Annotated in this window: 19 protein-coding genes; 8 read left to right on the forward strand and 11 right to left on the reverse strand. The window is 70.4% G+C overall.

Going from position 1 to position 18,478, the window contains the following annotated elements:
* Positions 1 to 2: 2 nt before the first annotated feature.
* Together LCL87_RS24100 and rpsP are read right to left on the reverse strand one after the other, a co-directional pair.
* On the reverse strand, positions 3 to 245 hold the full coding sequence (locus LCL87_RS24100) for an RNA-binding protein (RefSeq protein ID WP_225023975.1): 243 nt from the start codon (positions 243 to 245) through the stop codon (positions 3 to 5).
* Positions 245 to 685: a 30S ribosomal protein S16 gene (gene rpsP, locus LCL87_RS24105; protein WP_225023976.1), complete on the reverse strand. Its 441-nt coding sequence runs from the start codon at positions 683 to 685 to the stop codon at positions 245 to 247. Before rpsP ends, LCL87_RS24100 begins: the two co-directional genes overlap by 1 nt.
* Positions 686 to 951: 266 nt before the next feature.
* Between rpsP and LCL87_RS24110 the strand changes: the two genes are divergently transcribed.
* Both LCL87_RS24110 and LCL87_RS24115 read left to right on the forward strand, forming a co-directional pair.
* Positions 952 to 1,347 carry a transcriptional regulator gene (locus tag LCL87_RS24110; protein WP_225023977.1) on the forward strand — a complete coding sequence of 132 codons (396 nt, stop codon included), beginning with the start codon at positions 952 to 954 and terminating at the stop codon, positions 1,345 to 1,347.
* Entirely contained in the window at positions 1,344 to 1,724 is a 381-nt protein-coding gene (locus LCL87_RS24115; protein ID WP_510850852.1) for a DUF3817 domain-containing protein, read from the forward strand. Before LCL87_RS24110 ends, LCL87_RS24115 begins: the two co-directional genes overlap by 4 nt.
* A gap of 76 nt (positions 1,725 to 1,800) precedes the next feature.
* Here the strand turns inward: LCL87_RS24115 and rdgB are convergent, their stop codons facing one another.
* From rdgB to clpS, 7 genes are all read right to left on the reverse strand, one after another.
* Positions 1,801 to 2,412 carry an RdgB/HAM1 family non-canonical purine NTP pyrophosphatase gene (rdgB, locus tag LCL87_RS24120; RefSeq protein ID WP_225023978.1) on the reverse strand — a complete coding sequence of 204 codons (612 nt, stop codon included), beginning with the start codon at positions 2,410 to 2,412 and terminating at the stop codon, positions 1,801 to 1,803.
* Entirely contained in the window at positions 2,409 to 3,197 is a 789-nt protein-coding gene (rph, locus tag LCL87_RS24125) for a ribonuclease PH (RefSeq protein WP_225023979.1), read from the reverse strand. The genes rdgB and rph overlap by 4 nt, the downstream gene beginning before the upstream one ends.
* A gap of 20 nt (positions 3,198 to 3,217) precedes the next feature.
* Positions 3,218 to 3,976, reverse strand: a complete 759-nt coding sequence (locus LCL87_RS24130; protein WP_225023980.1) for a cyclic nucleotide-degrading phosphodiesterase — start codon at positions 3,974 to 3,976, stop codon at positions 3,218 to 3,220.
* A 123-nt stretch (positions 3,977 to 4,099) separates the two neighbouring features.
* Complete coding sequence (locus LCL87_RS24135; RefSeq protein ID WP_510850853.1) at positions 4,100 to 4,783, reverse strand: rhomboid family intramembrane serine protease; 684 nt, start codon at positions 4,781 to 4,783, stop codon at positions 4,100 to 4,102.
* A gap of 33 nt (positions 4,784 to 4,816) precedes the next feature.
* Entirely contained in the window at positions 4,817 to 5,905 is a 1,089-nt protein-coding gene (locus LCL87_RS24140; RefSeq protein ID WP_225023981.1) for a P1 family peptidase, read from the reverse strand.
* A complete protein-coding gene (gene aosR / locus LCL87_RS24145) occupies positions 5,902 to 6,477 on the reverse strand; it encodes an oxidative stress transcriptional regulator AosR (protein ID WP_225023982.1) in 576 nt (191 codons plus the stop codon). The genes LCL87_RS24140 and aosR overlap by 4 nt, the downstream gene beginning before the upstream one ends.
* A 48-nt stretch (positions 6,478 to 6,525) precedes the next feature.
* Entirely contained in the window at positions 6,526 to 6,828 is a 303-nt protein-coding gene (clpS, locus tag LCL87_RS24150) for an ATP-dependent Clp protease adapter ClpS (RefSeq protein ID WP_225023983.1), read from the reverse strand.
* Between the two features lie 52 nt (positions 6,829 to 6,880).
* On the opposite strand from clpS, the gene LCL87_RS24155 reads away from it, so the two are divergent.
* The 6 genes from LCL87_RS24155 to gabT are packed head-to-tail and all read left to right on the forward strand — an operon-like array spanning position 6,881 to position 14,982.
* A complete protein-coding gene (locus LCL87_RS24155; RefSeq protein ID WP_510850854.1) occupies positions 6,881 to 8,329 on the forward strand; it encodes a nicotinate phosphoribosyltransferase in 1,449 nt (482 codons plus the stop codon).
* Positions 8,329 to 8,904 (forward strand): isochorismatase family protein, encoded by a 576-nt coding sequence (locus LCL87_RS24160; protein ID WP_225023985.1) that lies wholly within the window; start codon positions 8,329 to 8,331, stop codon positions 8,902 to 8,904. The genes LCL87_RS24155 and LCL87_RS24160 overlap by 1 nt, the downstream gene beginning before the upstream one ends.
* A 25-nt stretch (positions 8,905 to 8,929) precedes the next feature.
* The gene (locus tag LCL87_RS24165) at positions 8,930 to 10,987 is read left to right on the forward strand and encodes an ATP-dependent DNA helicase (protein ID WP_225023986.1); all 2,058 of its coding nucleotides are present in this window, start codon (positions 8,930 to 8,932) and stop codon (positions 10,985 to 10,987) included.
* 57 nt (positions 10,988 to 11,044) lie between these two features.
* Positions 11,045 to 11,965, forward strand: coding sequence for an ABC transporter ATP-binding protein (locus tag LCL87_RS24170; RefSeq protein WP_225023987.1), 921 nt, complete (start codon positions 11,045 to 11,047; stop codon positions 11,963 to 11,965).
* Positions 11,962 to 13,611: an efflux permease Rv1217c-related protein gene (locus LCL87_RS24175; protein ID WP_225023988.1), complete on the forward strand. Its 1,650-nt coding sequence runs from the start codon at positions 11,962 to 11,964 to the stop codon at positions 13,609 to 13,611. Before LCL87_RS24170 ends, LCL87_RS24175 begins: the two co-directional genes overlap by 4 nt.
* An 18-nt stretch (positions 13,612 to 13,629) precedes the next feature.
* Positions 13,630 to 14,982: a 4-aminobutyrate--2-oxoglutarate transaminase gene (gene gabT / locus LCL87_RS24180; RefSeq protein ID WP_225023989.1), complete on the forward strand. Its 1,353-nt coding sequence runs from the start codon at positions 13,630 to 13,632 to the stop codon at positions 14,980 to 14,982.
* 225 nt (positions 14,983 to 15,207) lie between these two features.
* On the opposite strand, the gene LCL87_RS24185 is transcribed toward gabT, so the two are convergent.
* On the reverse strand, positions 15,208 to 15,528 hold the full coding sequence (locus LCL87_RS24185) for a hypothetical protein (RefSeq protein WP_225023990.1): 321 nt from the start codon (positions 15,526 to 15,528) through the stop codon (positions 15,208 to 15,210).
* 35 nt (positions 15,529 to 15,563) lie between these two features.
* Positions 15,564 to 18,164, reverse strand: a complete 2,601-nt coding sequence (gene glgP, locus LCL87_RS24190) for an alpha-glucan family phosphorylase (protein ID WP_225023991.1) — start codon at positions 18,162 to 18,164, stop codon at positions 15,564 to 15,566.
* Positions 18,165 to 18,478: the final 314 nt, after the last annotated feature.

The following is an 18,478-nucleotide window of genomic DNA, read 5'->3' on the forward strand; positions in this document are numbered from 1 at the left end:
TCCTACAGATCGGTGTCGACGACGTCGACGCGGATTCCACGACCACCGATACCGGAGACCAGGGTCCGCAGGGCGGTCGCGGTACGACCACCGCGACCGATCACCTTACCGAGATCGTCGGGGTGCACATGCACCTCGACGGTGCGTCCCCGACGCCCCGTGTTCAGCTCGACGCGAACGTCGTCGGGGTTGGCGACGATCCCACGGACGAGATGCTCGACGGCATCGGCGACGACGGCGCTCATTACTCGGCAGCCTCGGCGTCAGCGGCAGGAGCCTCGGCTGCGTCTTCCTTGGCAGCCTTCTTCTTCTTGGGGGTGACGGCCTCGGCGACCGGCTCGTTCTCGGCCTGCGCCAGCGCAGCCTGGAACAGCTCCAGCTTGGACGGCTTGGCTTCCTTGACCTTCAGGGTGCCCTCGGTGCCCGGCAGGCCCTTGAACTTCTGCCAGTCACCCGTGATCTTCAGCAGGTTCTCGACCGGCTCGGTCGGCTGCGCGCCGACACCCAGCCAGTACTGAGCGCGCTCCGAATCGATCTCGATCAGCGACGGCTCTTCCTTGGGGTGGTACTTGCCGATGGTCTCGATCGCACGGCCGTCGCGGCGGGTGCGAGAGTCCGCGACGATGATCCGGTACTGCGCGTTGCGGATCTTGCCGAGGCGGGTGAGCTTGATCTTGACAGCCATGAGCTGCGTATCTCCTTCAGTGCGCACACGAGTGCACACGTGTCACGTGCAATTCGGCGACCCACCAGGGTGGTGAGTCCGGTTTTGCCTCTTTCCTGTGACCGTCGCGCGGTACGTAACCGGATGCGACGAACAGCGGTTGATTCTGCCAGACGACCCACCGGGAACGAAAACCTAGTCCGCCCGGCCACTCCTCTGCAGCTCAGGTGACCAGAACCACCCGGCACCCCTACGGGGCCACGCCACACCTCGGGTACCGTCGAAGTGTGGCCCGAACCCGTCGAAAGAGCCGACCCGCTCTGATCCTGCTGGTCGTCGTCGCATCCGTCGGATGCCTTGCGCTCGGCTGGTGGCAGTGGATGCGATTCGAAGCCGTCGGTGGCACCGGTCAGAACCTCGGCTACGCGTTCCAGTGGCCTCTCTTCGCGGCATTCGTGGTGTACGCCTACCGACGCTTCGTGCAGCTCGAGGACAACGACGGCGAGAGCCCCGACACCGCGAAGGACGAGCCGACCGAGGTCCCCGAGGGACTCCTTCCGGAACGTCCGAAGGCCGCCACCGACACCACCGATCTCGACGACTCCGACGCCCGGCAGATGCTCGAGTACAACGATTACCTCGCCGAGCTCTCCGCTCGCGAGCCCGATAGGAGCGACAAGTGAGCGGCGGCCCCCACGAGACCACCCCACAGCAGACCACCGCGCCGGCGGCGCCCACGCAGCAGGACAACAAGAAGATCGCGTCGGCCCTGCTCCGCTACCGCGTTCTCGCGTACGCGACCGGCATCTGGCTCCTCGTCCTCACGGCCGAGATGGTCGCAAAGTACATCTTCGGGGTCGACAACCTCCCCACCTGGATCGCGATCGTCCACGGCTGGGTCTACTTCGTGTACCTGATCCTCACCATCGACCTCGCGGTCAAGGTGCGCTGGCCCGCGGGCCGCACGATCGGCACGCTGCTCGCCGGCACCATCCCGTTCCTGTCGTTCTTCGTCGAGCACTGGCGCACCCAGCAGGTCAAGAAGGACTTCGGCGTCTGAGCGGATCCGCCGCACCGACCTACACGAAAGGCCCGTCCGAGCGGACGGGCCTTTCGTGTGTCTGCAGGAGACGCGGCTAGCCGCGAGCCAATGCCGCGAGTGCCGGCACCAGCTGCGCCAGTGCGCGGCCGCGGTGCGACGCGGCATCCTTCTCCGCGGGCGACAGCTGCGCCGACGTCCGCTGTTCGCCCTCGGGCTCGAAGACGGGGTCGTAACCGAACCCGTTGTCGCCGCGGGGCTCACGCACGATCTGCCCGCGCCACTCGCCCCGCACCACGACGGTGTCCTGTCCGGGGATCGCGAGCGCACACGCGGACACGAACGCCGCGCCGCGTCGCTCGTCGGGCACGTCCGCGAGCTGACCGAGCAGCAGCGCGGTGTTGGCGTCGTCGTCGCCGTGACGACCGCTCCAACGCGCCGACAGCACGCCCGGCATCCCGTTCAGGGCATCGACCTCGAGACCCGAGTCGTCGGCGACGCACGGCAGCCCGGTGGCGGCGGCGCCGTCGACGGCCTTGACGATCGCGTTGGCCTCGAACGTCGCGCCGGTCTCCGGAGTCTCGGGGAACGCCGGCACCTCGTCGAGTCCGATCACCTCGAGACCCTCGATACCGGCGGCCGCGAGCACCCGGCGGAGCTCACCGAGCTTCTTGGCGTTGCGGCTGGCGACCAGGATCTTCCCGCTCAACTGCCGAACGCCTTCTTCTTGGGCTCGCCGGCCTTGGGCTCGGGAAGCTCGCCCGGGTACGGCTCGGCGAGCGCGGCCTGCTGGATCGCGAACAGCTGTTCGCAGCCGGCCAGCGCGGAGTCGAGCAGCTTGTCGAGCGTCGAGCGCGGGAACGTGGCGCCCTCGCCCGTGCCCTGGATCTCGACCAGCGTGGCCGTGTCGGTCGCGACGACGTTCATGTCGACCTCGGCGCGGGAGTCCTCCTCGTACGGCAGGTCCAGCCGGACCCGGCCGTCGACGACGCCGACGCTGACCGCGGCGATCGCGCACGAGATCGGCTGCGGGTCCGCCAGGCGACCCGCGGCACGCAGGTACGTCACGGCGTCGACGAGCGCGACGTAGGCGCCGGTGATGGCGGCGGTGCGGGTGCCACCGTCGGCCTGCAGCACGTCGCAGTCGATGGCGATGGTGTTCTCACCGATCGCGGCGAGGTCGATGCACGCGCGGAGCGAGCGGCCGACCAGGCGGCTGATCTCCTGCGTGCGGCCACCGACCTTGCCCTTGACCGATTCGCGGCCGCTGCGGGTGTGGGTGGCCGCGGGCAGCATCGCGTACTCGGCGGTGAGCCAGCCCAGCCCCGAGCCCCTGCGCCAGCGCGGCACACCCTCCTCGACACTCGCGGTGCACATGACCCGCGTGTTGCCGAATTCGACCAGCACCGAACCTGCGGGATGCTTGGTGAAACCGCGGGTGATCCGAACCTCGCGGAGCTCGTCGTCCGTCCTACCGTCTTCTCGTGTCGTCACGACCGAGAGCCTAGTCGGGGTCAGACGGTGTAGACGTCCCCGGCCGACACCGCGTGCACCGGTCCGGAGAACTCGGCCTTCGCCTCGGCGATGACGTCCTCGCGGGACGTCCACGGCGGGATGTGGGTGAGCAGCAGTTCGCCGACGCCGGCGCGGGTCGCGACCTGTCCGGCCTCGGTGCCGGAGAGGTGGATGCCCTCGGGACGATCCGGGCTGTGCGTCCACGACGCCTCGGACAGCAGCACGTCGGCGCCGCGGGCGAGATCGACGACGGCATCGCACATGCCGGTGTCACCGGTGTACGCGAGGACGCGTCCGGCCTTGCTGGTGACGCGGAAGCCGTAGGACTCCGGCGGATGGTTCACCCGGAACGCCTGGACCGCGATCTCACCGATCTCGGCGACGTGCCCGTCGGACCAGCTGCGCAGGTCGATGGTGTCGGAGATGTCGTCGAGCTCGCCGCCGCACTCGGCGGAGGCGACCCCGATGCGGCACGCACTGTCGGTGGGGCCGTAGACGACGGCCCGCCCGCTCGGCGGGGTGGGATGGTAGCGCCGCCACACCAACAGCCCGGGCATGTCGAGACAGTGGTCGGCGTGCAGGTGCGACAGCAGGATCGTGGCCTCGCCGGGATCGGCATGCTTCTGCAGGGCGCCGAGGACACCGGGTCCGAAATCCATGACGACCGGCGGGGTGCCGGGAGCGGTCAACAAGTAGCCCGAAGCAGCCGAGTCGGGTCCGGAGACGCTGCCCGAACATCCCAGGACCGTAATGCGCATGCAAACTATGCTGCCACGCCCACCCGGATCTCAAAAAGCTTCGGGCACTTTCGGCGGCGTCAACTCACATCCGACGCGCGATTGTGATGCGCCGACACGCTGGTCGACGGTGTGACGGCCGAGTCAGCGCAGCGGCCGCACCGCCCCGGCGGAACCGATCGGCCCGGCCGCCGGATCGGTCTTGCGCCGGGCATCGGCGGACAGGATCCACGCGGCGACGACGCCGCCGATCGCGCCGAACAGGTGGCCCTGCCAGGAGATCCCGTACTGCCCGGGCAGCACGCCCCACAGCATGCCGCCGTAGACGAACAGCACCACGACACCGAGCACGATCTGCCCGAAACTGCGGGTGAAGATGCCGCGCACCAGCAGGAACGTGAGCCAGCCGAACACCAGCACGGACGCGCCGAGGTGCGCTGTTCCGACACCACCGGTCAGCCACGTGCCGAGGCCGCCGATCACCCAGATGATCCCGGTCGCGGCGAGGCCGCGGCCGATGCCCGACATCAGCACCAGGAACCCGAGGATCAGCAGCGGCACCGTGTTGGCCAGCAGGTGTCCCCACCCGTAGTGCAGCATGGGCGCGAACAGGATTCCCCACAGCCCGTCGAGGGTGCGCGGCTCGATCCCCCACTGGTCCAGGGGGTTGTTGCGCGCGATCGTGTCGAAGGCCTCCAGGACGTACAGGACGATCGCGAACCCGCCGATGGTCATCGCGGCCCGCTGCCAGAGCGGCCGCGGGACTCGCGGAGGGTTCACGCGTACATCGGATCCGGTGGTCACGAATTCGAGCGTACCGACCACCACCGACCGACGGCCGGTGTCGGACGGTCCCGCCCGCTAGCCGGAGGTCCCGAACGCCGACGGGAACACGTCCCGGTAGCTCGGGATCCCGGCGACGGTGGTGGCCGCGAGGATCGCGTCCACGATCGCGCGTTCGACGCACCGCGCGGCCGCGGTGCACACCGCGTCGAGGATCGGCAGTTCGCACGGGAACGCCGCGGGGACACCGTCGGGCAACGGCGTCTCGTGGGTTCCGGTGGCGAGGGCGAAGATCGTGTCGCCGTCGAGCGGCGAGTGCGCGGGCCGGATCGCGCGGGCCATGCCGTCGTGGCCCGCGACCGCGACCCGGCGGCACGACGCCTTCGACAGTTTCGCGTCGGTGGCGACCACGCCGATGGTCGTGTTGAGCACCGTGGCCTTCTCGGCCAGCGCGTTCGCGGCGGCGAGTTCCGCGGAGGACGGCAGACGCATGCCGCGCCGTTCGGCGTCCGCGAGCGACAGCCCCCACGGCAGGCCCGTCTCGGGATCCCACACCGAGCCCACCGGGTTGGCGACCAGCAGCGCCGACACCGTGATCCCGTCGGCCGGGCCGCCCTCGATGACCGCGCTGGCGGTGCCGACGCCACCCTTGAGCACACCGGCCCGGGCGCCGGTGCCGGCGCCGACGCAGCCGGTCGCGACGGTCGTGCCCGCGCGGTCCGCGGCGCGGTAGCCGAACTCGACGGTGGGCCGGATGCGCCAGTCACCGACCGGAAGATCGAAGACGACCGCGCCGGGCACGATCGGGACGACCTGCCCGGGGGCGCCCATCGGGATGCCGTGCTCGTGCTCCTCGAGCCACCGCATGACGCCGTCGGCGGCGGCCAGTCCGTACGCGCTGCCGCCGGACAGCAGCACCGCATGCACCTGCTGCACGGAGTGGCTGGGGTCGAGCAGGTCGGTCTCGCGGGTGCCGGGGCCGCCGCCGCGGACGTCCACGCCGGCGGTCGCGCCCGACGGCGCGAGCACCACCGTGCAACCGGTGGCACCGCCCGCCCCGAGGGTCGCGTCCGCGTCGAGCACGTAGTCGTGGCCGACGAGAACACCCGTCACGTCACACAGAGAATCCGTCGGTCCGGTCCGGACCGACGTGCCGGGGGCCGTCACGCGATCAGCGCCTGGACGAGGGAGTCCTGCATCCACGTCAACCAGTGGTAGACGTCGTAGTGCGGGGCCCGCGGATCGTCCGGGTCCACCTCGTCGGGGGTGTCGTCGTCGATACCGAGATTGGTGCCGAGCGCGAGGCGGACGTCGTTGAGCCCGGCCAGCCACGCGTCGGCCTGCTCGGGCGTGAGGACGACCTTGCCGCCCTCGGCGGGCACGGTCTGCAGGATGACGGATCCGGCCGCGAGCTTGTCGTCGATGATGTCGGGCTCGTGCAGGCTGCGAAGCGCGCTGTTGACGTTGCCGCGTTCGGAGTCGTTGTCCGGCTTGTCCGGGTCGGGACGCTGGAAGTCCGGCAGCAGCCGGGCGAGGACCTCGTCGGAGGGGGTTTCGGAGTTACCGGTCCGCAGTCCGGTCAGGGCGGCGAGTTCGTCGGTCGGCGCCGACGCCGCGCGCTCCTCGAGGAGTCCGGAAACCGAGGTCACCAGGGACCTCAACACCGTTGCCTCGTGGGCGTCCATCTCCGAACGCAGTTTCAGTCCGCCGAGCGAGTTCTTCCTGGTCCAAGTCCGCACGTCTGTACCCGGGATCCTTACCGTCGAGAGGGATGGATGGCGAAGCGTCTAGGTGTCGTCGCGCTGCATCGTCGCCCACAGGCCGGCGGCGTGCAGTTTCCGGACGTCGTTCTCGACTTTATCGCGGGAACCGCTGGATACGACCGCTTTGCCTTCTTTGTGAACCTGCATCATCAGGTCCGTCGCCTTCGCTTTGCTGTAGCCGAACAGCTTCTGGAAGATGTACGTCACGTAGTGCATGAGATTGACGGGGTCGTCCCAGACGACGGTCACCCAGGGACGATCCTGCGCCTCGGTCATCTCCTCGATCTCAGCCTCCGCAGGTGAGACCTGGGGCGCTGCGGCGGGCATCTTGCCGACCGGGAGTGTGGTCGGGAGAGTCGTCATCGAGGAACACGGCGCCATGGGTCCAGGGTACGGCGTAGCCATGGAACCCGACACCCGCGCCCAGGGCCCGAATCGTAGAGTTGGCCGTGTGGCAACCGTTCCCGCATCCCGCGCCTCCGACACGGTCTCCGACCAGTCCAGCACGGCCCTCATGACCGACCAGTACGAGCTCACGATGCTCGAAGCGGCGCTCGCGGACGACTCCGCTCACCGGCAATGCAGCTTCGAGGTGTTCGCCCGCCGACTGCCCGACGGGCGCCGGTACGGCGTGGTCGCGGGCATGGGACGCATCGCGGACGCCTTGGCGCGCTTCCGATTCGGCGAGCCGGAGCTCGCGGTCGTCTCTCGCTTCCTCGGCGACGCGACGGTGCAGTGGCTGCGGGACTTCCGGTTCTCCGGCGACATCGACGGCTACCGCGAGGGCGAGCTGTACTTCCCCGGGTCGCCGATCCTGTCGGTACGCGGGTCGTTCGCCGAATGTGTCCTACTCGAGACGCTCGTGTTGTCGATCCTCAACCACGACAGCGCGATCGCGTCGGCCGCCGCCCGCATGGTGAGTGCAGCGGACGGCCGTCGGATGATCGAGATGGGCTCGCGTCGCGCGCACGAGGAGTCCGCGGTGGCGTGCGCCCGCGCCGCGTATCTCGCCGGGTTCGATGCCACCTCCAATCTCGAGGCGGTGCGCCGGCACGGCGTTCCCGGTGCGGGCACCAGCGCGCACGCCTTCACGCTCCTGCACACCCACGACGGTGTCCCGGACGAGGTGGCCGCATTCCGGTCCCAGGTGGCGGCGCTCGGCGTCGGCACCACGCTGCTCGTCGACACCTACGACATCACGCAAGGCGTCGAGAACGCCGTGACGGCGGCCGGCACCGAGCTGGGCGGGGTGCGGATCGACTCGGGCGACCTGGGCGTGCTCGCGCGTCAGGTCCGCGAACAACTCGACGGGCTCGGAGCGACGGGCACCCGGATCGTCGTGTCGGGCGACCTGGACGAGTACGCGATCGCTGCGCTGCGGGCCGAACCCGTCGACTCGTACGGCGTCGGGACGTCGCTCGTGACGGGATCCGGCGCACCGACCGCCGGCATGGTCTACAAGCTCGTCGAGGTCGACGGTGTCCCGGTCGAGAAGCGCAGCAGCCACAAGCAGTCCCGCGGCGGGACCAAGCGCGCGCTGCGACTGAGTCGGTCGTCCGGCACGGTCGTCGAGGAGGTCCTGTACCGGGCGGGCACGGCTGCCCCGGTTGCCGCCGACCTCGAGGCGCGCGAGTTGCTGATCCCGATGGTGCGCGGGGGCGACGTCGTCGACGACCTACCCACGCTCGACGACGCCCGGGCTCTGCTCGCCCGCAACCTGGTGAGCCTGCCGTGGGAGGGGCTCAAGCTGTCGCACGGCGAACCGGCCGTGCCCACCCGATTCGCCGGGTCTGTCGAGCCGATCGTGACCGGAGAGGGGTGGCGATAGTGCCCGGACGCGCCCTGATCGTCACAGACGTACAGAACGACTTCTGCGAGGGCGGCTCGCTCGCCGTCGCGGGCGGCGCGACGGTCGCCGCCGACATCAACGACCTGTTCTCGGGGCAGGGGTATGCCGCGATCGTCGCGACCCGCGACCACCACGTCGACCCCGGCACGCACTTCTCCGACCACCCGGACTTCGTCGACACGTGGCCGCCGCACTGCGTCGCGGGGACACCCGGCGCCGAGTTCCATCCAGCGCTCGAGACCGGACCCCTCGAGGAGGTCTTCTCGAAGGGCGAGCACAGCGCCGCGTACTCGGGCTTCGAGGGCGTCTCGCCGTCGGGCCGGTCCCTCGCCCACTGGCTGCGCGACCACGACATCGACGCCGTCGACGTCGTCGGCATCGCGACCGACCACTGCGTCCGCGCGACCGCGCTGGACGCGGCGACCGAGGGCTTCCGCACCCGGGTGCTGCTCCCCTTCACTGCAGGCGTGTCGCCGGTCACCGTCGAAACGGCACTGGCCGAGATGGAGGCGGCCGGCGTCGAACTCGTCGGGCAGGTCGCCGACCGGAGTTGACGGTGTCGGGCAGTACCCTGTTGCGGTGTCCCGTGAGCTGCCGAACGTGCCCGATCTCCTCAAGCTCGCGGTCCGCTCGCTCGGCGGCAAGGAACGCCAGAACCAGCTGACGATGGCGTCCGCCGTCGCGCACTCGATCGACACCGGCGAGCACCTCGCGGTGCAGGCCGGCACCGGCACCGGCAAGTCACTCGCCTACCTCGTGCCCAGCGTCCGGCATGCCGTCGAGTCCGGACGCACCGTCGTCGTCTCTACCGCGACGATCGCGCTGCAGCGCCAGTTGGTGGACCGGGACATGCCGCGTCTCGCGGAGGCATTGAAGCCCGCCCTGGGGCGCCTTCCCCGGTTCGCGATCCTCAAGGGCCGCGGCAACTACCTGTGCATGAACAAGATCCACACGGGGATGGCGCAGGACGATCCGCCCGAGGCCGAGCTGTTCGACGCCTTCGCCGTCTCCCGGCTGGGCCGCGAGGTGCAGCGGCTCACCAAGTGGTCGTCGGACACCGAGACCGGCGACCGCGACGATCTCGTCCCCGGCGTGAGCGACCAGGCGTGGCGTCAGGTCAGCGTCAGCGCCCGCGAGTGCCTCGGCAAGTCCCGGTGCCCCGTCGGTGAGGACTGCTTCGCCGAACGCGCCCGCGCGGAGGCCGCGCAGGTGGACGTCGTGGTCACCAATCACGCGATGCTCGCGATCGACGCGATCTCCGGGATCGCGGTGCTGCCCGAGCACGACGTCGTCGTGATCGACGAGGCCCACGAACTGGTCGACCGGGTCACCGGCGTCGCGACCGCGGAGCTGGCGGCGGCCGCCATCAGCGGCGCCGCCCGCCGTGCCGTCAAGCTCGTCGAGGAACAGGACGTCGACCGGCTCGAGGCCGCGTCGGAGGGCTGGGCGGATCTGCTCGAGGAGCTGCCCGCGGGACGCTGGGACGCGCTGCCCGACGGCGTCGGCATGGCGCTGGCCGCCGTCCGAGACGCCGCGTGGAACGTGCGCACCGCGATCGGCCCGTCGAAGCCCGGCATGGCCGCCGCCGACCCCGAGGCCGCCGCCGCGCGCAACGCCGCGCTGTCGGCGATCGACGAGATCCACGACAGCGCCGTCCGCGTGCTCACCGCGTTCGACGAGCCCGACCCGGCCAAGCGCAAGGACGTCGTGTGGCTGTCGGTCGAGGAGAACCGGGGCAACGTCCGCCGGGTGGTGCGGATGGCACCGCTGTCGGTGGGCGGGCTGCTGCGGGCGAGCCTGTTCGCCGAGTCGACGGTGGTGCTGACGTCGGCCACGCTCACCGTCGGCGGCTCGTTCGACGGGCTCGCGGTGAACTGGGGTCTGCCGCCGGAGTCGCCCTCACGCAGTGACACCGCGACCGCGACCGGCAAGGAGGCGCCGTCGGATGCCGGTCCGCTGCGCTGGAATTCGCTCGACGTCGGGTCGCCGTTCGACCACGCCAAGTCGGGCATCCTGTACGTCGCCCGGCACCTGCCGCCACCCGGACGGGACGGCCTGTCCCCCGCGTTCATGGACGAGATCGAGGAGTTGGTGACCGCGGCCGGCGGGCGCACGCTGGGCCTGTTCTCGTCGATGCGGGCCGCGAAGGCCGCCGCCGAGGAGATGCGCGGACGCCTCGACGTGCCGATCCTGTGTCAGGGCGACGACGCCACCGGCACGCTGGTGAAGAAGTTCGCCGAGGACGAGCCGACGACGCTGTTCGGCACGCTGTCGCTGTGGCAGGGCGTCGACGTGCCCGGGCCGTCGCTGAGCCTGGTGATCCTCGACCGCATCCCGTTCCCGCGCCCCGACGACCCGCTGCTGGTGGCCCGTCAGCAGGCGGTGGAGTCGCGCGGCGGCAACGGCTTCCTGTCGGTGGCCGCGAACCACGCGGCGCTGCTGCTCGCGCAGGGCGTGGGACGCCTGCTCCGCAGCACCGACGACAAGGGCGTGGTCGCGATCCTCGATTCGCGTCTGGCGACGGCCCGGTACGGCGGCTACCTGCGCGCGTCGTTGCCCCCGTTCTGGGAGACGGCCGATCCGAAGGTGGTGCGGCAGGCACTGGCCCGGATCGCGGCGTCCCGACCGTCGAGCTGACGCCGGGCTCATACGGAAACCCGGCCGGGCCGGTGCCCGTCGTCCTATGCTCGGGCGATGGACCCGGTGATCTCGGTTCGCGGACTCACCAAACGCTTCGGTGACGTCCATGCCCTCGACGGCCTCGATCTCGAGGTCGCCCCCGGCGAGGTCCACGGGTTCCTCGGCCCCAACGGTTCCGGCAAGTCCACCACCATCCGGGTGCTGCTCGGGTTGCTGCGCGCGGACGGCGGCGACGTCTCGGTCCTCGGTGCCGATCCGTGGCGGGACGCGGTCAGCCTGCACCGGCACCTGACCTATGTGCCGGGCGACGTGAACCTGTGGCCCAACCTCACCGGCGGCGAGGCCATCGACCTGTTCGGGCGGTTGCGCGGCGGCCTCGACGACAGGCGCCGTCAGGAATTGATGGAGCGCTTCGAACTCGATCCCACCCGCAAGGGCCGCACGTACTCGAAGGGCAACCGGCAGAAGGTGGCGCTGGTCGCGGCGCTGGCCGCGGACGCCCAGTTGCTGATCCTGGACGAGCCGACGTCCGGGCTGGATCCGCTGATGGAGGCGGTGTTCCAGCAGTGCATCGGTGAGGCGGCGCGGGAGGGACGGACGATCCTGCTGTCGAGTCACATCCTCGCCGAGGTGGAGTCACTGTGCGAGGTGGTGACGATCATCCGCACGGGCCGGACGGTGCAAAGCGGAACGCTCGCCGAGCTGCGGCACCTGACCCGCACCACGGTCACGGCCACCACCCGCCGCTCCCCCGACGGCCTCGCCGCGGTCCCCGGCGTGCACAACGTGAAGACACTCGACGACCAGGACAACGGCGTCACGTTCGACGTGGACTCCGAGAATCTCGACGCGGTGATGTCGACGCTCGCCGGCCTCGGGGTCGTCACGATCACCGCGAATCCGCCGACGCTCGAGGACCTGTTCCTGCGCGAGTACAGCGACGAGTTCGATTCGCTGGGCATCGAGCGGCGATGACGACGCAGGCCCCGGCGCTCGAGCAGACCGCGCGGCCCGCCGACGCGTCGACGTCCGATCCGCTCGCGGGCACGTGGACGCTGACCCGGCTGGCGCTGCGGGTCGACCGGATCCGGCTGCCGGCGTGGGTGATCGCCGTCGGCGGGTCGACGGTGCTGTTGGCGTCCAGCTACCAGAACCTCTATCCCACCCCGGAGTCGCGACAGGCTCGCGCGGCGCTGATCGAATCGCCCGCCGCGACGGCGCTCGCCGGGCCGGGTTTCGGGTTGTCGGACTACACGCTCGGTGCGATGGTCGCCAACGAGATCGCGGGCATGACGATGATCGCCGTCGCGATCATGTCGGTGCTGCTCGTGACGCTGCACCTGCGCACCGAGGAGGAGACCGGACGCGCCGAGATGCTGCGCTCGGGCGTCGTCGGCCGGTTCGCATCGATCACCTCGGGACTTGTGGTGGTGCTGCTGGCGAACCTGCTGATCGGGCTCGTCCTGGGCCTCGGGCTGACCGCGGTCGGGCTGCCGGCGCTGGGGTCGTGGAACCTCGCCGCGGGCGTGTTCATGGTGGGCCTCGCGTTCGGCGCGACGTCGGCGCTGTTCTCCCAGGTCACCGAGCATGCCCGCACCGCAAGCGGATTGGGGCTCGTCGCGGTCGCCGTCGCGTATCTGCTGCGCGCGATCGGTGACGTCCGCGCCAAGGAGGACGGCAGCGTGTGGTCGTGGCTGTCGCCGATCGGCTGGGCGCAGTCGACGCGCGCCTACGTCGACGAGCGCTGGTGGCCGCTGCTGCTCGGGCTCGCGGCGGTGGTCGTCGGCGTCGTGCTCGCGTACCTGGTGGTGGGACGACGCGACGTCGGGGCGGGTCTGGTCGCGCCGCGGGGCGGCCGGCCGCGCGCGAGTGGCGCGCTGACCGGGATCACCGCGCTGACGGTGCGGATGCAGCGCAACCAGATCGCCGCGTGGGCCGTCGGCGTCGCGGCGCTGGCCTTCCCGATCGGTGCGCTGGGTCAGCAGGTGGCGGACTTCGTCAACCAGGATCCGCGGCTGGCCGACCTGCTGCCGGGCGGTGAGGGCAACGCCGCGCAGGGCGCGTTCGCGCTGTACCTGGTGTTCCTGGCGATCATGGCGTGCATGTACGCGATGACCGCGGTGCAGTCGGCCCGCAACGAGGAGACGTCGGGACGGGCCGAGGACGTGCTCGCGGGCCCGGTGTCGCGGTGGCGGTGGCTCGGTGCGCAACTCGCGGTGATCAGTGTCGCGACGTCGCTGATCGTGCTGGCCGCCGGCGCCGCGATGGGGGTCACCGCGGCGGCGACACTGCACGACGGCTCGATGTTCGGTCGGCTCGTCGGCTCGGCGGCGAACTTCCTGCCGGCGACGATGACGGTGATCGCGCTGACCGCCGCGGTGTACGCGTGGTTCCCGCGCCTGCTGGCGGTGGTCTGGGTGTACCTGGGCTACGCACTGGTGATCGGCATGTTCCTCGAGGTGCTGCCCGACTGGACCGGCTGGGCGTCGCCGTTCCACTTCACGCCCAACATGCCGGCCGCCGAGTTCGACATCGTGCCGGTGATCGTCCTGCTCGTGATCGCGGCCGCACTGTACGCGCTGGCGCTGGTCGGCTTCCGCCGCCGCGACATCCAGTCCTGACCGGCCCGGGAGGTCGCCGTGCCCGACATCGAATACCGACTCCCCCAGCAGCTCCGGTTGCGCACCGACCTCCCCGGGCCGGGGTCGCTGGCTCTCGCGACCCGTCGCCACGCGGCGGTGGGAGCGTGCGTCGCGTCGTCGGTCCCGGTGTACGCGGCGGACGCGGACGGCGGTGTCATCGTCGACGTGGACGGCAACTCGCTGATCGATTTCGGCTCGGGCATCGCGGTGACCGGCACCGGGGCGTCCAATGCCGCGGTGGCCGCGGCGATCGGCGAGCAGGCGACGCGGTTCACCCACACGTGCTTCATGGTGACCCCGTACGAGGAGTACGTGGCGGTCTGCGAGCGCCTGGTCGCGCTCACCCCCGGAGAGCACGAGAAGCGGGCGGTGCTGTTCAACAGTGGCGCCGAGGCCGTCGAGAACGCCGTGAAGATCGCCCGTCATGCCACCGGACGCGACGCCGTCGTCGCGTTCGACCACGCTTATCACGGCCGCACCAACCTGACGATGGCGCTGACGGCGAAGAACCTGCCGTACAAGGACGGGTTCGGCCCGTTCGTTCCCGAGGTGTACCGGATGCCGATGTCGTACCCGTTCCGTGAGCCACCGAACCCGGACGGCAGCGTGGTCACCGGCGAGCAGGCCGCGAGACGCGCAATCGATGTGATGGACAAGCAGATCGGCGCGCAGCGGATCGCGGCGATCGTCCTCGAACCGATCCAGGGTGAGGGCGGCTTCATCGTGCCCGCGCCGGGGTTCGTGCCGACGCTCGTCGCGTGGGCGCGCGCCAACGGGATCGTGTTCGTGGCAGACGAGGTGCAGACCGGCTTCGCCCGCACCGGTGCGTGGTTCGCGTGCGAACACGAGGGCGTGGTCCCGGATCTGATGACGCTCGCGAAGGGCATCGCGTCGGGGATGCCGCTGTCGGCGGTGGTCGGGCGCGCCGACCTGATCGACGAGGTCCACGTCGGCGGACTCGGCGGCACGTACGGCGGAAACCCGGTCGCGTGCGCCGCCGCAATCGCGACACTCGACCAGATGCGTGATCTCGACCTGTGCGCACGGGCCCGCCGGATCGAGGAGTTGGCCCGGCCGCGACTGCAGGCCCTCGCCGACGACGTCGGAATCGTCGGCGATGTCCGTGGGCGCGGCGCGATGCTGGCGCTCGAGTTCGTCCGACCCGGCACCCGCGAGCCGAACCCGGAGGCCACCAAGCGGATTGCGGCCCGGGCCCTCGAACGCGGCGTCGTCGTCCTCACCTGCGGCACCTACGGCAATGTCGTCCGTCTGCTGCCGCCGCTGGTCATCCCCGACGAACTGTTGTCAGATGGGCTCGACGTCCTCGATGACGCGATCCGTGGGGCCTAGTTCCGATTGCCGTGTCGCTCCGGCTCAGCGGTCTTCGGGACGAGGGTCCTCGGTGCGCGGGATCTCGGTGACACTCCATCCCGCGAAGAAACGGCGGGCATTCACGAGGTAGTTCCGCAGATGCCGAACGAGCGCCGTCACCTCCCAAAACTGCAGATTCATACCCGATGACCCCATCCCCCGCAGCAAGGTCCAGCTCGTCCGGACTCCCCGTGGCGCACGGTATCAACTCTGGAACGGATCGAACACCCACAGTCGGGGCACGAAAGCGTTGAGGTAGATCAGGTCGTGACGGTTTCCTGCGGGATCGAGCTGATAGCAGAAGCTCGACTTGTAGGAGATGCAGTAGATGTCGTCGGTGCCGTACGGGCTGACGACGATCGACTTCGGCGCCGGCCGCCAGGCGTCGGGATGAAGCGGCGTCACGAAGCCCTCACTGGAGAGCTTGTACCCGGGCGGCGGCGCGTCCTGCGCCGCCGCTGCAGGGGCGAGTGCCGCCGTCAGGCCGACGGCCAAGGCCGACGCCGCAATCAGTCGTTTCATCATTCCCCGTCCCCCCTTGTGTGCGAGCGTGTTCCGACCTACACGTACGGTGCCCCGACGAGTCCCAGTTCGGCATCGGTCGCGAGCAGTCGGTGATGGGGCAGAACCCGGACCGTATAGCCCACCGACCCGGACACCGGCAGCGGCGTGATCGCCTCGAACACCTCGCCCAGACCGTCGGTCCCGGTGTGCGCCATGGGAACCACCGTCACGTCGGTGAGGTCCTCGTTCGGACCGACCCGCCCGAGCACGGCCTGCACCACGACGTCGTCCGGCGACAACCCGCCCAGGCGGACGAACGCGCGCAGCGACAGGTCGGCGCCGATCTCGGGGTCGTCGGGCAGCCCGGCGCTGTCGACCTGCGCCACCTGCACGCCCGGCCACGCCGCCTCCACGCGACGCCGGTACTCGGCCACCTCGCGCGCACCGGAGAAGTTGTCGGGCAGCACGTTCCGGGATGCGATGGCGGCGGGCGCGTAGTACTCGACGGCATAGTCGCGCACCATGCGCGACGCCAGTACCTTGGGTCCGAGGCTCTGCAGGGTGTGCCGCACCATCTCGATCCAGCGGGTCGGCAGGTCGTGTTCGTCGCGGTCGTAGAACCGCGGCAGCACCGACCGTTCGAGCAGTTCGTACAGCGCGGTGGCCTCGAGGTCGTCGCGGCGGACCTCGTCGACGACGCCGTCCGCGGTCGGGATGGCCCAGCCGTTCTCGCCGTCGAACATCTCGTCCCACCACCCGTCCCGGATGGAGAGGTTGAGGCCGCCGTTGAGCGCGGACTTCATGCCCGACGTCCCGCACGCCTCGAGCGGGCGCAGCGGATTGTTGAGCCACACGTCGCAGCCCCAGTACAGGTAGCGCGCCATCGAGATGTCGTAGTCGGGCAGGAACACGATGCGGTACCGGACGTCGTGCTGGTCGGCGAACCGCACCACCTGCTGGATCAGTGCCTTGCCGCCCTCGTCGGCGGGGTGACTCTTACCGGCCACCACCAACTGCACCGGACGCTCGGCGTCGAGCAGCAATGCCTTCAGACGCTCCGGGTCGCGCAGCATCAGCGTCAGGCGCTTGTACGTCGGCACCCGGCGCGCGAAGCCGACCGTGAGAACGTTCGGGTCGAACACCTCTGCGGTCCAGGACAGTTCGGCCTCGGTGGCGCCGCGTTCGAGCCAAGATGCGCGGATGCGGCGGCGCACCTCGTCCACCAACTGGGCCCGCAGCGTGTTCCGGGTGGACCACAGCTCGGCCGGAGCGATCTCGCGCAGCCGCTCCCAGCCGCGGGCCTCCTCGAGCATGTCGGGCCCGACGAGGCGCCGCCCGAGGTCCATCCATTCGCGCGCCGCCCACGTCGGGGCGTGCACGCCGTTGGTGACCGACCCGATCGGCACCTCCGCGGCGTCGAAGCCCGGCCACAGCGACTCGAACATCTCCCGGCTCACCTCGCCGTGCAGCCTGGAGACGCCGTTCGCCCGCTGGCCGAGACGAAGACCCATGTGCGCCATGTTGAACACACCCGGGTCGTTCTCGCCGCCCAGGGCCAGGATCCGGTCCACGGCCAGTCCGGGCAGCAGCGTCGACTCGCGCTCCCCCTCGTTGCCGCCGAAGTAGCGGCGCACCAGGTCGACCGGGAACCGGTCGATACCGGCCGGCACCGGGGTGTGGGTGGTGAACACGGTGCCGGCCCGCACCGCGGCGAGCGCGGTGTCGAAGTCCAGTCCCGGGCCGGTGATCAGCTCCCGGATGCGTTCGAGGCCGAGGAAACCGGCGTGCCCCTCGTTCATGTGGAACACCTCGGGGTCGGCGAGTCCGTGCGCGCGGGTATAGGCGCGCACCGCTCGGACGCCGCCGATGCCGGCGAGAATCTCCTGCTTGATCCTGTGATCCTGGTCGCCGCCGTACAGCCGGTCGGTCACCGCGCGCAACTCCGGATCGTTCTCGGCGATGTCGGAGTCGAGCAGCAGCAGCGGCACCCGCCCGACCTGCGCGATCCACACCCGGGCCCGCAGCACCCGGCCGCCGGGCATCGCGACGTGCACGAGCACCGGGGCGCCCGGCCCGCCGTCGCCGGCGTTCTCGGTGAGCAGCCGCAGCGGTAGGCCCTGCGGGTCGTGCGCCGGGTAGTGCTCGGCCTGCCACCCGTCCGCGGTGAGCGACTGCCGGAAGTACCCGGAGCGGTACAGCAGCCCGACACCGATCAGCGGCAGACCCAGATCCGACGCGGCCTTGAGGTGATCGCCGGCGAGGATGCCGAGCCCGCCCGAATAGTTGGGCAGCACCTCGGTGACGCCGAACTCCATCGAGAAGTAGGCGATGCCGGTGGCGAGTTCGGCACCCTTGTCGAGCTGGTCCTGATACCAGCGCGGACGGGTCAGGTAGTCGTCGAGATCGGCTGCGGCCCGGTCGAGGTCGGCCAGGAACACCGGGTCGACCGCCAGCTCGTCGAGCCGGTACGGATCGACCTCACCGAGCATGCGGACCGGGTCGTTGCGGACCGCGATCCACAGTTCGGGATCGATCGACGCGAACAGGTCCTGCGTCGGCGGATGCCACGACCACCGCAGATTGGTCGACAACGGCCCCAACGCCGCGAGACGCTCGGGCAGATGGGCACGGACGGTGAAACGACGCAGGGCTTTCACGCCGCGAACACTACCCATGTTCGGGCCCGGTGACGCGCCGAGTCGGGGCGCCTCCGACGAAGGTACCGACGCAAGAGGGCGCCCTCCGGTTCCGTCGACGGTGGCGACGGAACCGGAGGGCGCGGGTGACTACGTGCCTGCTACTTCCTGTCGGCTGAACTGCCGGCTGCTACAGCCCCCCGAGCAGCAGATGGAGCAGTCCTCCGACGAGGTCGATCAATCCGGCGACGAGTCCCATACGGTTACCTTTCGGTCCGGCTTCGTTCGAAGCGTCGAGTAGTACGCCGTGAACGGTATTCGGGGCGAATTGCCCC

It is taken from the genome of Prescottella equi, from assembly GCF_020171745.1.
Classification (GTDB): domain Bacteria; phylum Actinomycetota; class Actinomycetes; order Mycobacteriales; family Mycobacteriaceae; genus Prescottella; species Prescottella equi_A.

Coding starts and splice junctions, on each gene's coding strand:
- LCL87_RS24175 (WP_225023988.1), top strand. CDS start 11,962: ATGACGACGCAGGCCCCGGCGCTCGAGCAGACCGCGCGGCCCGCCGAC.
- LCL87_RS24130 (WP_225023980.1), bottom strand. CDS start 3,976: ATGCGCATTACGGTCCTGGGATGTTCGGGCAGCGTCTCCGGACCCGAC.
- clpS (WP_225023983.1), bottom strand. CDS start 6,828: ATGCCCGCCGCAGCGCCCCAGGTCTCACCTGCGGAGGCTGAGATCGAG.
- rpsP (WP_225023976.1), bottom strand. CDS start 685: ATGGCTGTCAAGATCAAGCTCACCCGCCTCGGCAAGATCCGCAACGCG.
- LCL87_RS24170 (WP_225023987.1), top strand. CDS start 11,045: ATGGACCCGGTGATCTCGGTTCGCGGACTCACCAAACGCTTCGGTGAC.
- LCL87_RS24100 (WP_225023975.1), bottom strand. CDS start 245: ATGAGCGCCGTCGTCGCCGATGCCGTCGAGCATCTCGTCCGTGGGATC.
- LCL87_RS24155 (WP_510850854.1), top strand. CDS start 6,881: ATGGGTCCAGGGTACGGCGTAGCCATGGAACCCGACACCCGCGCCCAG.
- LCL87_RS24185 (WP_225023990.1), bottom strand. CDS start 15,528: ATGATGAAACGACTGATTGCGGCGTCGGCCTTGGCCGTCGGCCTGACG.